The organism is Nostoc sp. (assembly GCF_036917355.1).
In the GTDB taxonomy this organism is placed as follows: domain Bacteria; phylum Cyanobacteriota; class Cyanobacteriia; order Cyanobacteriales; family Nostocaceae; genus Nostoc.
The window spans coordinates 1-14653 of the sequence record NZ_JBALDP010000022.1 but is presented as its reverse complement, the minus strand read 5'-3'; the positions used below and the strand labels follow the sequence as shown (position 1 = coordinate 14653).

At 42.9% G+C, this 14653-nt stretch carries 10 protein-coding genes and 2 pseudogenes; 4 read left to right on the top strand and 8 right to left on the bottom strand.

The window, feature by feature from the left end; all coding sequences use genetic code 11:
- Positions 1-97: 97 nt before the first annotated feature.
- From V7K53_RS06015 to V7K53_RS05995, 5 genes and pseudogenes are all read right to left on the bottom strand, one after another.
- Positions 98-2368, bottom strand: a pseudogene (locus V7K53_RS06015) (NHLP family bacteriocin export ABC transporter peptidase/permease/ATPase subunit); the annotation flags it as partial.
- Between the two features lie 47 nt (positions 2369-2415).
- Complete coding sequence (locus V7K53_RS06010) at positions 2416-3855, bottom strand: NHLP bacteriocin system secretion protein (RefSeq protein ID WP_335196704.1); 1440 nt, start codon at positions 3853-3855, stop codon at positions 2416-2418.
- A 674-nt stretch (positions 3856-4529) separates the two neighbouring features.
- Positions 4530-4799, bottom strand: a complete 270-nt coding sequence (locus V7K53_RS06005) for a hypothetical protein (protein WP_335196703.1) — start codon at positions 4797-4799, stop codon at positions 4530-4532.
- 513 nt (positions 4800-5312) lie between these two features.
- Positions 5313-5597 carry a hypothetical protein gene (locus V7K53_RS06000; protein ID WP_335196701.1) on the bottom strand — a complete coding sequence of 95 codons (285 nt, stop codon included), beginning with the start codon at positions 5595-5597 and terminating at the stop codon, positions 5313-5315.
- A 741-nt stretch (positions 5598-6338) separates the two neighbouring features.
- Positions 6339-6542, bottom strand: a complete 204-nt coding sequence (locus V7K53_RS05995) for a bacteriocin (RefSeq protein WP_335196700.1) — start codon at positions 6540-6542, stop codon at positions 6339-6341.
- A gap of 550 nt (positions 6543-7092) precedes the next feature.
- Here V7K53_RS05995 and V7K53_RS05990 point away from each other — a divergent pair.
- On the top strand, positions 7093-7278 hold the full coding sequence (locus V7K53_RS05990) for a hypothetical protein (RefSeq protein WP_335196699.1): 186 nt from the start codon (positions 7093-7095) through the stop codon (positions 7276-7278).
- Between the two features lie 272 nt (positions 7279-7550).
- Complete coding sequence (locus V7K53_RS05985; protein ID WP_335196698.1) at positions 7551-8987, top strand: carotenoid oxygenase family protein; 1437 nt, start codon at positions 7551-7553, stop codon at positions 8985-8987.
- 813 nt (positions 8988-9800) lie between these two features.
- Here V7K53_RS05985 and V7K53_RS05980 read toward each other — a convergent pair.
- Positions 9801-9989, bottom strand: coding sequence for a hypothetical protein (locus V7K53_RS05980; protein ID WP_335196697.1), 189 nt, complete (start codon positions 9987-9989; stop codon positions 9801-9803).
- A 610-nt stretch (positions 9990-10599) separates the two neighbouring features.
- Here V7K53_RS05980 and V7K53_RS05975 point away from each other — a divergent pair.
- Positions 10600-13137 (top strand): calcium-binding protein, encoded by a 2538-nt coding sequence (locus tag V7K53_RS05975; protein WP_335196696.1) that lies wholly within the window; start codon positions 10600-10602, stop codon positions 13135-13137.
- Positions 13138-13294: 157 nt separating this feature from the next.
- Here V7K53_RS05975 and V7K53_RS05970 read toward each other — a convergent pair.
- Positions 13295-13479 (bottom strand): annotated as a pseudogene (locus V7K53_RS05970) (transposase); the annotation flags it as partial.
- A 121-nt stretch (positions 13480-13600) separates the two neighbouring features.
- Between V7K53_RS05970 and V7K53_RS05965 the strand changes: the two are divergent.
- The gene (locus V7K53_RS05965; protein ID WP_335196695.1) at positions 13601-13867 is read left to right on the top strand and encodes an NIL domain-containing protein; all 267 of its coding nucleotides are present in this window, start codon (positions 13601-13603) and stop codon (positions 13865-13867) included.
- Between the two features lie 77 nt (positions 13868-13944).
- Here V7K53_RS05965 and V7K53_RS05960 read toward each other — a convergent pair whose 3' ends face one another.
- Entirely contained in the window at positions 13945-14454 is a 510-nt protein-coding gene (locus V7K53_RS05960) for an ISAs1 family transposase (RefSeq protein WP_335196694.1), read from the bottom strand.
- Between the last annotated feature and the right edge of the window lie 199 nt (positions 14455-14653).

The following is a 14653-nucleotide window of genomic DNA, read 5'->3' as shown; positions in this document are numbered from 1 at the left end:
GGGAAGGGGGGGTTCCCTTCTGAGGATAAGGGGCAAGGAGAAAATCCGTTCTTTTCCCTTTAACCTTTTCCCTTTCCCCCTCTGCCTCCCCTGCTTCCTCACTGCGAATTAATTGTAAATACGGCCCTTCAACTTGCTGCAATTGTTCATGGCTTCCCCGTTGGACTATCTTGCCGCGATCGAGGACAATAAGTTCATCGCAATCTCGGATAGTCGAGAGTCGATGCGCCACGATAATGCAAGTGCAGCCACGCAACCGCAGATTACGACTGACATTCTTTTCTGTTTCGGCATCCAGGGCACTGGTGGCTTCATCCATAATTAGGATACTGGGATTATTCACCAAAGCACGGGCAATTTCTAGCCGCTGTCGCTGACCACCACTCAAGTTAGTAGCACCTTCCAAAAGGTCAGCATGATAGCCTCCAGGCAGTGAAAGGATTACATCGTGAAGCGCTGCGTCTTCACAAGCTCGGACAAGATGACTGTCAGGTATGGTAGTATCCCAAAGCGTCAAGTTGTCTCTGACGCTGCCAGCAAATAACAAAATCTCTTGCTCTACGACAGAAATAGAGTTGGCTAGTACCTGGCGATAAATTTGCTCTCTGGGTTTGCCGTCGAATCGAATTTCTCCCTGCCACGGTTCATACAGCCCACATAAAAGTTTGGCAACAGTAGACTTACCAGAACCACTCCCACCCACCAAGGCAACTCGCTGCCCTGGCTGAAGTGAGAGACTAAAATTTTCAATTAGCGGTGGGGCAATTCGGCTATAGCCAAATGTCACATTGTGTAATTCAACATACCCCTGGAGTTTGGGCAGAGGGTAGGAGGATGGCTGCGCCGGGGAAAGGGAAAAAGGGGAAAGGAGGAGATCCGTCCCTTTCCCTTTACCCTTTACCCTTTCCCCCTCTTCTGCTCCCCTGCCTCCCTGCTCCAACTGTCGGTCAATAGGGTTACGTAAGACATCATCAAGGCGAGTCAGATTACCTTCCATCTCTTGGAGTTCGCTTCCCAGGCTGATGAGATTACTTACTGGAGCGAAAAACCTTTGCATCATGCCGAGAAAGGCTATTAACATGCCGATGCTCAAGGCTCCATCCATGACTCGCAAACCGCCTACAGCTAAAAGCAGCATAGAAGCGATCGCTGACAGAAAAGATGGTAAAACACCTATAGTCTGGTTTGTTTCCTCTAATTCCTGCTGGGTGTTGATGGCTTTGGCATAGTGACCCGCCCAACGGGAGAAGAAATCTGACTCTAATCCAGATGCTTTGAGCGTCTCCATGCTCTGAAGACCAGAAATTTCTACACCGCGAACTTTTCCCTCTTCTTGGATGAGTTTGATATTGGCATCTACGCGCCGCCCTCTCACCCACTGCAAGGCAGCAAGATTGATAATGACAAAAGCGATCGCAATTAAAGTTAGTACAACATCATATTGCAGCATCACTATTACATATATAAATACTGATACTGCTGCGATCGCTGTAGTTGCTAACTCACCCGAAAGCATGTCGGCAATGCTGTCGTTGAGTTGCATCCGGCTACTGATTTCCCCTGCATACCGCTGATCGTAAAAACTGATGGGTAGGCGTAAAATGTGCCACAGATACCGACTCTTCATACCCACAGACAACTTAATTTTCATTTGACGCAAAAACTGCAACTGTAGCAGCGTCAAAAATCCACTGAGTCCGGCTGTGAAGATCATGCCTAAAATTAGCGGACGCAACCACTCATACCGATGCTCAATCAATACGTTGTCTACAAATACTTGGGAAAATGCAGGTATCGCCAGTCCAGGAATTACTAACAAAAATCCTGCCAACACGCAGTAAAGTAATGCGCCAATGGAGCCTCGCAACCGCGACCACAAAGCTAAGATTGTGCTAGGCTTGCGTCCTCCGCGTTGAAACTCTGAACCAGGCTCTAAAACTAGCACTACACCCGTGTATGCGCCGCTGAATTCTTCTAAGGAGACGATGCGCCGTCCAGTAGCAGGGTCATTGAGATAAACTCGCTGTTTGGTGATTCCTTCTACTACTAAAAAATGGTTAAAGTTCCAAAATACAATGTAGGGAAATTTTAACTGCAACAAGCCAGCTAAGTTGGTTTTAAAGCTTTTAGCGCTGAGTCGATAATTTCTGGCAGCCTTCAAGATATTTAAGGCACTAACTCCATCTCGCGAGACACCGCACGCTTGCCTCAGTTCCGTCAGTGGGACAATCCGATTGTAATAACCCAGAATAATTCCCAAAGCAGCAGCGCCGCATTCTACTACCTCCATTTGCAGCAGAGTCGGAGTATGACACCGCTTGTTTTTACGCAAGCGCCCTAATATATTTTGCAGATTTCGCCAGAACATAAAAATATTTTTTAATAATTACTTCCTCATTCCCCTTATCGCCAATATCAAGAAATGCCACTCCAGGATCTTAGAATCGGCAGGACAAAAGTAATCGGGGCGCGTTCTTCCACTGTGACTTGCACTGAGGTGGTAGTTCCAGAAGTGACTTTCATCTGTGGCCCTTGGGAAGAAGACCATTTGTACTCGCTGAAGGTCGAATTGTCTGGTTGCAGTCGCGCAGTAATTAGCATCTGTGGCCCTTGTGACATCAAAGCTTCCACAAATTCGGAATTGCCTACTACACTTAATGCACCTTCTTTAGTCACGGGAAAGGCTGAGACTTCTGTGACAGCCCCAATGATGCCACCAAAGCGTTCGCGTTGCACTGTAGTAGGTGTGACTTGTAACTTCATTCCTGGTTGAATTTGCTTGCCATCGCCAACAGGAAAAAATGCCACACTCACAGGTTGAGCCGATCGCTTCTGTGCGGCGATCGCTCCTATGGGTGTACCCTGTAAAACAACCTGTCCCGGACTTGCCGAAATTTCTAAAATTCGTCCAGAGTAACTGCTCTTGACTAAGCTGTTGCTCGATAGTTGCAGTGCTAATTGCACAATATTCCGCTGGACTTCCTGAATTTCTTTTTTGCGGTTGGTTACAGTTTCTAAGTCTTGTTGCGCCGCAGTCGCTTCTTTGCTATCTAGTTGCTTTAATTGCGCTTCCAAATCTTTAATTGAGTTCAAATTCTCTAGATATTGTCGTTGGGCATCTGCTTCCTTGACATCTAGTTGCTTGAGTTGCGATTCGGCTTCATTAATTTGGGTGACAGCATTTAAGTAGTCTTGCTGTGACTGTAGAACTGTATCGCCAGAAATTGCTCCCTCCTGCAATAGCTGCTGGCGGTTGGTCAATCTCTGTTTGAAGGTAGGTAAGAGATCCCGCAGTGCTTGTAAGCTTTGGGTTTGATTGGTGCGATCGCGTTGAATCGAATTTAGCCCTTTTTCTCTTAAAATCGGGGTGAGTTTCTGTACCGCCTGGAGGTTTTGCTGCAAAGATTGGCGTTGCTGTTTCATCGCTTCTTTGTCTGCGTTTTGCCGCTGTACTTGGACTAAGCTAGCAGCGCTATCTTCTGTTTGTAGTTGCCCTAATTTAGAGCGGACTAGTTGTAGCTGTTTCATCAGTTCGCTTTGGTCTAGCGTTGCCAGCACATCTCCTCTATTTACATAGTCGCCAACCCGAACGTTGATTGTTCGCAATTTCCCTGCGATCGGTGACTGGAATGAGGTAATTGTACTGGGATAGACTATTATTCCAGTACCCGTCACTGTAATTGGGATTCGACCTAAAAAACTCCAAGTCAGCCCCGTTGCCACCAACGAACCAACAGCAACTAGAGGTAGCCACTTTTTTGGGCTGACTACCTGCATAATTTGATCTAGTTCTTCCGGCGAAGAAGCGCGCTCTAAAGCTTCTTTGCGGAATAGGTCGCTTTTTTGATTAATCACTATAAACCATCCCAATTTGCATTGCATTCAGAAAGAATTGGGTATTAGGCTGACAACTGAATAAAAAATTACCTTCTGTCTTCAGCGCAAGGCGGATATGTTTTGTTTGCTTTGGCATACTAATATTCAGATGCAAAAATCAACCTACCATCTGATGAAAGGTCGAAAGCTGAGAAAATCAAATTTTTTATTTTTAAATTTTGCGTAAATGAAGAGTAACTTTCGTCAAAGTAACGATTTTGTAATCTTTATATGAAAACATTGACGGGTGGGTAAGAAGTAAGGGACAATAATGATTGGTCGCTTACCCTTTGACCTTTCGTTATTATCCGGCTTACACCCGCCAATGTTCGTGTAACGTTGTAAAGGGTTGTGATGCCAGAAATAGTCAGACCACTATGTTATAAGATGTCGTAGCTTATTCGTAAAGGTCGTTTGTAGTCCTTTGTCAGTTGTTCGTAGCAATTGGCAAAGGATTACTGTTTAATAACTCTCTTAACGAAATAATGCATAACTTACATGCTTACTAGGGTAGTGCTGTTTTGATTTGTAGGGATGATACAAATCATCATAGATAAATTTTTGGCAATACAAACCGTTAAAGTGGCTTTTGGTTGAGGTCGTAACTCAATATGAGCGGACTATGGAGATAACCTAGCTAGTAGCTATTAGTACTAGAAGTACACTTTGTCTCTGCTTTTATCATTCTCTTGATATGCAGATTGATTAACCTTGGCATCTCCTCCACCAATTGCTGTTGCGGTACCAGTTTGAACGATTACAAATACGTCCCCATTTTTGGATTTAGCCTTAACTTTAGTATCAGTATCGTTGTCTACGTCTAAACCACCTTTTCTTCCTCCTCCCACAATTCCACTGATTTCTTCATCAGCTAACTCGGTCATAACTACGAGTGTTTGTTGTTCAAGTGTTACAACTGACATAAAATTTCCTTCCTTGTACAAAATTGTTTTGTGATAGTGAAATCTTTCTTTTACTTAACCAAATCATAAAAACAATCTAGATTACTTAAAATGATAAGTATCTAACTATTTTTACGAGCAAGTTTGCTGTTAAAATACACAATTTGAATGTGTTTAACGGCATTTTTTGCTGGCTTGTTTTGCAATTTCACTATGTTTAAACAATACAACTTTCTCAAGAGAAAATATATAAAGAAACGATAAAGTTAGTGGAAATATTTTTAAAGATTAGTCTTTTAAGAATTATCAAATATCGGTGTTAATTTAAACTAAAAAAGATAAGATAAGTATAAAGTGTATCTACAAATAAAGCTTTTTAAAGTTAATACAGGTATTACAAACCCTTGCTGGCTAGGCAACAGGTAATATATTAAATTATTCGTAAAAAAATATCCCTAACTTCTTTAGAAGTTAGGGATACGTACCTTTAACTGGATACACAAAACGTGAATTTAACTTGAGTTACGGTAAATGCTAAATAGGCAAAGTCTCCACTGATTCTATTATTTGCGTTTGTCCATTGAAAGTCGTCGTTTCTTTTATCCGGCGTGTTTTTACCCCATCTTTCCTAGCCACAGTTTGTTGAGCAGATGTTACAATGCTAGATCCATTTTCATCAGTTGAAGTCACATTTAACTCTGAAATAAACGAATCAGAAGTTCCTCCCACTATTCCCTTTAATTCACCATCTATGAGTTCCTTGACAGTAACTTTTTGATTACAGATGGATTTGAAACTCACTTGATTGATATTAGCCATAATTTCCTCCAAAAATATGCAGACAATTTGTATCTGCGATGTATTTACCAATAACAGGTTGTTTAATATCTTGTCAACAGTTAATACAAAAGATATTACCTTTTTGAATTAATCCACTTTCACCAATTTTTTAGTTTCCATTTTTCTAGCTTTCCCTAGTTATATTACTGATGTTTCTACGATATACAAGTTTAAGACTAGGATTTTTCATGAAATAAGATTATCGGCTAGTCTTTGCTATCCGACAAAAGTGAACTATAAATAAAAGCTGTGAAAATATTCGTTCTAAGCTTGCCAGACCATTGTTGATGTTGGCAGCATCACGCATCTTTATTACAGCACTGAACCACTAAAATCTCAAATCTTCAATCTCAATTCAAACTTATGGCACAAATAGGTTCTTTGTGAACACAAAAGTGACATGAGAAAATTCAGAAGTCAGAATATTCCGACTTCTGGCTATTTTACTAAACAATAAGGAGTGTATAATTGGAGTTATACTAGTAGGTATTGGTTGAGCAAAAACGAAGATTAATTTGTAGCATTGTCTTCGTCAACAAACTTTCATAAAAATTACAACCTTTGCAGGCTAATATTTTTATGCAAGGTGCTTCCCCGTCTTTATTTACCTCTCAAGAATCACCTTGAGTTGTTTTATGATGTTGGTTCGCTCAAATTCGCCTCATCTGTTAGAAATTACATTTCTTACAGTTTACTTCGTCGGATTAGGCAACTCAATTATTATGCAGGAGGCCCAAAGTCTAAAAGACCTCCTACAAGCTCATCAGCAGCATCGGTCGCTCTTACGATAAAAGTGCCCAATAGTCTACCTATCGAGCCAAGTAATATCGCTCCCCCCACTACTTCGTCTAATTCTTCCTCATTAATTTCTTCCAAAATAGCTTCTTGATTGGTGACTTGTGCCAAATTCTTATCGTTAGCCATAATTTACTCCAGAAAGTACGTAGGCATTTGTGCCTTGGATGTACTTACAAATATCAATTTATCTAAAAGCTTGTCAACGGTTTTTATAAAACATCCTACTTTTCCTACTTTTCCTGCTTTTCCTACTTTTAAAACCCACTTTTTTTACTTTTCTTCCTAGAGTTTTCAAGATGTCCAGCACCTGATAAAACAACACAATTTCATACCAAAGGAAGATGTTTTATATAAAATTTTGCTCATTTAGCTTATATTCTTTGAGTTTTTGTGTAAGACGGTAAATCTACAGACAAAATTATGTACAAGTTACTTACACACAGCATATAAAACCAAATATAGCTTATATCAAAAGGCTGATTTATGAATTTTCAATCAGCAATTTAGTATTGTTTGGCAGCTACAAAGCACTACAATATATAAATTTTATTTTAGCATTATAAGACCCTGATAATAGGGGTGAAATAAACAGTTATTCCGAAACTTACGCTAAGGATTTGATTAGCCGCTTTCAATATTCCGTAGCTTGCTGCCGCAGACATCGCTAGGGATAAAATTGTCTGGTGCAATCAGTAAAGAACTGGCATTAAAAATTGGTCTGGCAATTACCGTAATCGAATTGCTCCTCACACCTTTTGCAGGTTGGCAGAACTTTTGGAGCTACAATCTAACTTTGGGTTTCGTGGTTGCCGTGATTCCAGAAAGATTGGTATCGGGAGTTATGCCAATACTTTTCGGATAAACCCGACAATCTCTCTTTTGGTCTGGCGAAAGGTTAAAGGGGAAAGGGAAAGAGAGAGAAAAAACCTTTAACCCAAACCCAGTAACCTTTTCCCCAAAGGTAATTCTGAGTTCAAAATGCTTATCCGAACCGTATTGCCTCATATATAACCAGCAGAGGATGCAGGAGAGGAATTTTGTAAGGTGCTAAATCATCCCGCTTTCTCTGCAATCCCAAAAATTGCAACAATGTCAGAATATATCGGTCTACATCAATTCAGGCAATATTTTAATATGCAAACTATTACCAAAAAGTCAATAGATAAATCTTGGGCTGGTGCGATCGCAGAACCAGCAAAGGAATTTCCCCTTACTCAACTGTCAATTATTTCTGGCAAAATCCCAGATGGCTTGCGTGGCACTCTTTACCGTAATGGCCCCGCACGGCTAGAACGCGGTGGCACTCGTGTCGGACACTGGTTTGATGGAGACGGGGCAATTCTCGGCGTTCATTTCACAGATGCAGGAGCTACTGGAGTCTATCGCTATGTGCAAACAGCAGAATATCTAGCTGAAACTCAAGCGGATAGGTTTCTTTATGGTGTCTATGGGATGCATCCGCCAGGCCCCATCTGGAAGCGCTGGAACCGACAGATCAAAAATGCAGCGAATACTTCAGTGTTAGCTTTACCTGATAAATTGTTGGCTTTATGGGAAGCAACCAATCCATATAGCCTTGATTTGCAAACTTTAGAAACGAAGGGATTGGATGATTTAGGCGCTTTGGATAACGGATTACCTTATTCTGCTCATTACAAGCGCGATGCACAAACAGGCGAGATTTTTAACTTTGGAATCAGTATCGGAAGTTCTGTACAACTGAATCTCTACAAAAGCGATCGCACTGGCAAAATTATCCAAAAAACTGCTTTTAAGCTAGATCGCTACTCGATAATGCATGATTTTGTTTTAACTCAAAAGTATCTGGTGTTTTTCATGCCACCAATGCGGATGAAAATGCTGTCACTTTTGCTAGGTTTGACTACCTTTAGTGAATCTCTGTTGTGGGAACCTCAATTAGGAACCCAGGTATTAATTTTTGACCGAGAAAACTTATCCTTAGTAAGTCGTGGTGAAACTGATGCCTGGTTTAATTGGCATTTTGGTAATGGCTATGAAGATGAAGACGGTTCTGTGGTTTTGGACATGGTGCGATATGCAGATTTTCACCAAACTAATGAGTATCTCAGAGAATTCGCAAGTGGTGAGACGCACACAGTAACTCAAGGAACATTGTGGCAAGTCCGCCTCAATCCTCAAACGGCTAAAGTGACAGCAATGCAGCAAGTTGTCAATCGCAAGTGTGAGTTTCCTGTAGTGCAGCGATCGCAAGTTGGGCAACCTTGCCGCTATACTTATGTATCATTAATGCCCCAAAGAGGGGATATAGACAAAGAATGGTTCGGTGCGATCGCCCGCTTCGACTACAAAACTGAAACCCTCACTGAAGCAGACTTAGGAGAAAACCGCTATCCTTCAGAACCCATCTACGCGCAAGATGCCCAAAACCCTGAACAAGGCTGGGTGCTAACTGTTGTATACGATGGTAATTCTCATAGTAGTGAAGTTTGGGTATTTGATAGCGATCGCCTAGATGCAGAACCCGTTTGCAAACTAGGATTACCTAGCGTCATTCCCCACAGTTTCCACGGCACTTGGAACCCAGCTTAACAATTTGGGGAAGAAGCAGGGGAGTAGAGGAGACAAGGGGACAAGGTGACAAGAGGTAAGAACTTGCAACAAGTCTTTGCCCTTGTCCCGAATGGCACTAAGAAAAGCGGAAAAGCTTATCAATTAAGCAGTTTGTAATTGTTTACGTAACTCATGCCGGGGTTTTGTCATTAAGGGGTAAATTTTGGGGCGACGTTTACGAACTCGTGGTTAACTTTGACCTGGGCGATCGGGAACAGCCTTGTGAGCAATAACTTTTAGCAAAGTGCGATAAATTCGGAGGTGTTTTTGAGAAGTTGCTGCTAATAATTTGGGAATAAAGTTAATTAATAGAATAAATTGATTTATCTAAGAGAGTAGTAATTAAACTAACTCGTTGAGTACGAAAAGCAGGAATAACGATGTAGTAGTAAATTTCTCTTACAATTATGCTTTGAGGTAGAGCATCAAATTCATATTTACTAAATCTTTTTGGATAACTTCTAGGCTTATAGCAAGTAACTAATTTGTCGCCATTTCCAACAACTTTACCTTTTCGGATAGTTGTTGACGAGATTAATGCTTACGAAATACAGCATCACAATCAAGCTTTTTGATAGTAAATATATCGGCGTAATCACAAAAATTTCTATCTACTATAAGCACATTCTTAGGTTTAAGATAACTATACAATTTTCTTGCTAATTTAATATCATTAGTGTTCACAACATCTATGCACAAAGCAACGGCGGCTCCTATCACAAAACTGAATATCACACCAATTTTTGCAATGGGAAACCCACATTCGGGCTTTTGACTACTTGGTTGAGGATATTATTTTTGGTTTTCTACGGTGTCTGGTATAGACACTGTTGACCCATCTATTACTTTGATATTGCGACCATACCATAAATGTTCTTCTGTCACTTTATCTTCTAGATTTTGTACTGAGGAGTTGAACCGTTTTTCTAATAATCTCTCTGGAAGCCTTGCTCTGGCGCAGGCAATATCCGCTTGTATCACTTGTTCGCGGCGCGTCTCGAAGAGAAGGAACTTCTACCTCTTCTTCTGCTAGATGTGCAATTATTTTACTCACAGCATTGTGGCAACTTTTGTCAGTGTCCAGTACTTGCCTGCGTCACGGGTCAGTTAACCAAGCGAAACAACTGCTGGCGCGGCAGATTGCGTGAGAGAGCGATGTCTACGACGGGCTACGCCTACGCCTAAAAATAGCTAGCTCCAGTTTATAACTGCCCAAACGCTTACGATATATACATCCGTAGGAGGTTCTACCCTTGGTTTTTCAAAGTTGGTGTGAAATCTGCGTAATAACCAGGTATTTCTTCACAAGATCCTCACATTATTATTGTAGTTTTTATTGTAACTTTTAAAAAAGAGGATGTTTGAAAAATATCCGCTCAATAAATTGGAGCAACCTACCAGTTCAGAAAGATTTTACGCCATTTGAGCCTTGTCACTGAGCGATTTACCCCGGATTATTGAGCGGTTACGAAACCAGTCTAAGTAGATGCTGCATTTATTTGAACTACCTATCTAGGGTTTCTCCCTGCTGGCAGGGCTACTCATAGATGACGAATATCTCTGAATCAAACTTATAACCAAGGGGATTGATATGGCAGACATTATTGGAGACAACAACAATAACACTCTAATTGGCACGTTTGAGAATGACGCTATCCTTGGTCAGGGCGGTGATGATAACCTCTTTGGTCGGGGCGGCAATGATGACCTCTTGGGTGGGGCTGGCAATGACTCGCTTAATGGCGAGGACGGCAATGACCTTCTCAATGGTGAGGACGGCGAGAACACCCTGCTTGGTGGGTTCGGCGATGATGTCCTCCTTGGTGGATCTGGCAATGACCTTCTCGATGGCGAGGAGAATGACGATCAACTCCTTGGCAAAGGCGGTGACGACACCCTGCTTGGTGGGTTCGGTAATGATGCTTTCCTTGCTGGATCTGGCAATGACCTTCTCGAAGGCGGGGACGGAAATGACCGACTCGCTGGAGAAGACGGTGACGACCAACTCTTTGGTGGGGAAGGGTTTGACACGCTCAATGGCGGGGCTGGCGATGACCAAATCGATGGCGAGGATGGCAATGACAACTTGATTGGTCAGGCTGGCGATGACACCCTCCTTGGCGGGGCTGGCCATGACCGACTAGAAGGAGGGGACGGGGATGACAAAATCTTTGGTGGGAGTGGCAATGATACTACTGACTATTCAAATAGCACTGCCGGTGTCACCGTTAACCTGGCGACTGGAACTGCCAGTGGAGGGGCAGGGAATGATGTCCTGTTTAATATCGAACAAGTCATTGGTTCTGGTTTCAAAGACTTTCTAATTGGCGGGCGCGGTAATGACACCCTATTGGGTAGAGGTGGCAATGACCTGCTCGATGGTGGGGCTGGCGATGACCTGCTGGATGGCGAGGAAGGCAACGATACTGTCCGTGGTGGGGCTGGCGATGACACCTTGCGTGGTGGGACTGGCAATAACCAACTCTTGGGTGGAATTGGCGTTGATACTGCTGATTATTTCAGTGCCACTGCCGGAGTCACAATTAACCTTGCCACTGGAACCGCTACAGGGCAGGACAGGAATGATGTCCTGTTGGAGATTGAAAGAATCGTTGGTTCTAGGTTCAATGACACCATCCTTGGCGGAGCTGGCAATGACTTCTTCATCAGTGGTGGGGACGGGAATGACTTTGTCAATGGTGAGGCTGGTAATGACCGCCTCTTTGGCGATAACGGCAATGACACCCTCCTTGGCGGGGCTAACGACGACTTTATCAATGGCGGGTACGGCAATGACTCCCTGCTTGGCGGTAGCGGCATTGACATCCTGCTTGGTGGGGCTGGCGATGACCAACTCCAAGGTGGGGACGGGGGTGACACTCTCATTAGTAGAGAAGGCAATGATACCCTGCTAGGCGACAGCGGCAATGACATTCTGCTTGGTGGGGATGGTGATGACCAACTCCAAGGTGGAGGCGGGGATGATCAACTCTTTGGTGGGACTGGCATTAATAGTGCTGATTATTTAAATGCCACTGCCGGAGTCACCGTTGACCTTAGCACTGGAACTGCCAGTGGGGGAGATGGGAATGATGTCCTGTTCAATATCGAACAAGTCTTTGGTTCTAGTTTTAGCGACTCCCTGATTGGAGGAGGCAGCAGTGATACCCTCCTTGGCAGAGGCGGCAATGACAACTTGCTTGGTGGAGATGGTGATGACTTTCTTGATGGTCAGGAAGGTAATGACCTCGTTTTGGGCGAGGATGGGAATGACAGCCTGTTTGGCGGGGCTGGTAATGACCAAATCGAAGGAGGAGAAGGCAATGACACCCTCGGTGGCGGGGTCGGCAATGACACTCTCCTTGGAGGGCCTGGAAATGATGTACTCATAGGCGTTGATACTAACGGTTCTGATTCTCCTGGATTAGGGGAGGTTGATATCCTAACTGGAGGGCCTGGGCAAGATCGGTTCTTACTTGGAGATGCTACTAATGTCTTCTATGACGATAACAACACTGGAAGTAGTGGTTTGGCAGACTACGCTACCATCAGTGGCTTTAACTCCAACGAAGATACAATCCAGCTCAAAGGAACACTGGCAGACTATCGCTTGCAGACTGTGGGAGCCAATACAAGCGTATTTCTGGACAACTCAGGAGAGCTAGATGAACTCGTTGGTGTTGTGCAAGCATCGCCTCTGAAGCTGGATAGTGACGACTTCCTGTTCTACGAGAAAGAAGATGCTGGGCAAGGGATAAACAACACACTAGCCACTGCTGAGAAGCTAGGTACTTTAACATCAGGTTCAGAAGTTAATACCTCTGCTCAACTGGCAAGACTTCCAGGGAACAATCCTGATTTCGACTTTTTCACATTTTCTTTAGCTAACCCAGGAACTGTGACTATTAACACGCCGAATTACAGTGGTACCTATCCAGTTCTCGGCCTATTTAATAGTGCTGGGAACTTACAGAGTTCCAGTACTTCTCAATCAATCACCGCTTCACTAGGGGCAGGTACTTACTCCATTTCAGTAAGTGATTATGATTACTTCCCTCAAAATGGCGGAACTTTCAGTTCTGGCTTTTTTGACCCTGGTTCTTATACGCTAGGAGTCACTGTAGCCTAAAGACAAATGGTACTAAGAAAAGCGGAAAAAGTAGTTCGTGAAAACAATACCTTAGCCAATTTACGAGGGTTTAACGCCCGTTGAAACGGGATGAATACGACCTAAAGCAGTAAGCTTGGCAAAAATTCGGGTTAATAAAATAGGCTCAGGCATTTCAGGAAGCATTTGATAATGTAAAGAAAGATAGCCCTGATATAGCTTTGCTTACTAAGCTAGAAAAGAATCTATCCAACCCATAAGTCTGTTTACCTGTCTTGCTGACTACAACTTCATCTCCTGCAAGCAAATATATTTCATTCACACGGAACAAATGCTTGCGGAAAATAGCCAAAACAACGTTGCCTATTCACGCAACAACGCCCATGGGATATGGTACGATCTACTTAGTACCTATCAGGAAATTACTGTTAGGGTTAAGAGTAGTTCTGTACCAATCCCGATTAGGGATTGAAATAATTCAGATATGGCTACTGACAATACACTCACCAATAAACGGATTCGACTCAGAATTCCTAAAGATTATCACCAGGAACCTGTTATTTCTCGCCTGGTGTCTGACTACGGACTGATTGTGAATATCACGGCAGCGATTTTGGGAGCCAATGCTGTCGGAGATGGTTGGTTTGACCTTGAACTACAAGGAACAGATGCACAAATTCAAAGCGGGTTAACTTATCTCCGCGACTTGGAATTGGAAGTCTGGGATGATATTAAAGCAAGCGATTGGTAAGAGTTATAGCAACACAAACAGTTTATTTCTCTGGTTTTAAAAGAATTGCAACCCGTAGATCCCCGACTTCGTAAAAGTTATCGCAGGGTGGTTTCATACAAAGAAAGAAAAAACTTTGTGCAGTTGGTTGGAGAGGGTACGTTGTGCTTGAGGAAAGTTCGGAAACAAAGTTTGCGGGCGATCGTAATGAAAAAGGTGTGTAAGATAGACCAATTGACAGGGGCATTTCCACCACGGCGTGGTGGAAAGTCTTCTTGGAATATCACATCTCGAACCCAATGCAGTCGATTTTCGATGCCCCAAGACAAGTGGATGTCAGAAAGTAACTGTTGAGCTTCCAGACATTGACTACAGATATAGGATTGACGCTCATAGAATGGTTGACCATTGCGCTCACCCTGACGCTCGATAACAACAAAAGTTTTGAGTCCAGACCATTTTTTTTGAATTTGTTCGGGTACAGCAAAAACCTTGCACTCACGTTGTACTATAAGCCAAGTCTGTGTATTTTGGTAAAATCCTCCAATGGTCGGTAGCCCCAATACCCAGTCATTGCTGCCAGCAATATGAGCAATAACACTAACCATAACTCAACGTGAGTTCGACGGCTAGAAAAAGCCAAAAAGCCTGCTATGTATGGATTTGCATAACTCGGCATTACAAAGGCGATGCCTGCGGCGGGCTACGCCTACGCTAAGATTGATTGAGAATGACTAAAAAAGGTACAAAAAAACGCCGAGACTAAAAATATCTAAGAAGAATGAGAGTCAGGGCTTAGTCTACCAT

Bases quoted from the DNA above. Each gene is read 5' to 3' on its own strand.
- V7K53_RS05975 (WP_335196696.1), top strand. From the start codon at position 10,600: ATGGCAGACATTATTGGAGACAACAACAATAACACTCTAATTGGCACG.
- V7K53_RS05965 (WP_335196695.1), top strand. From the start codon at position 13,601: ATGGCTACTGACAATACACTCACCAATAAACGGATTCGACTCAGAATT.
- V7K53_RS05995 (WP_335196700.1), bottom strand. From the start codon at position 6,542: ATGGCTAACGATAAGAATTTGGCACAAGTCACCAATCAAGAAGCTATT.
- V7K53_RS05960 (WP_335196694.1), bottom strand. From the start codon at position 14,454: ATGGTTAGTGTTATTGCTCATATTGCTGGCAGCAATGACTGGGTATTG.
- V7K53_RS05985 (WP_335196698.1), top strand. From the start codon at position 7,551: ATGCAAACTATTACCAAAAAGTCAATAGATAAATCTTGGGCTGGTGCG.
- V7K53_RS06000 (WP_335196701.1), bottom strand. From the start codon at position 5,597: ATGGCTAATATCAATCAAGTGAGTTTCAAATCCATCTGTAATCAAAAA.
- V7K53_RS06005 (WP_335196703.1), bottom strand. From the start codon at position 4,799: ATGTCAGTTGTAACACTTGAACAACAAACACTCGTAGTTATGACCGAG.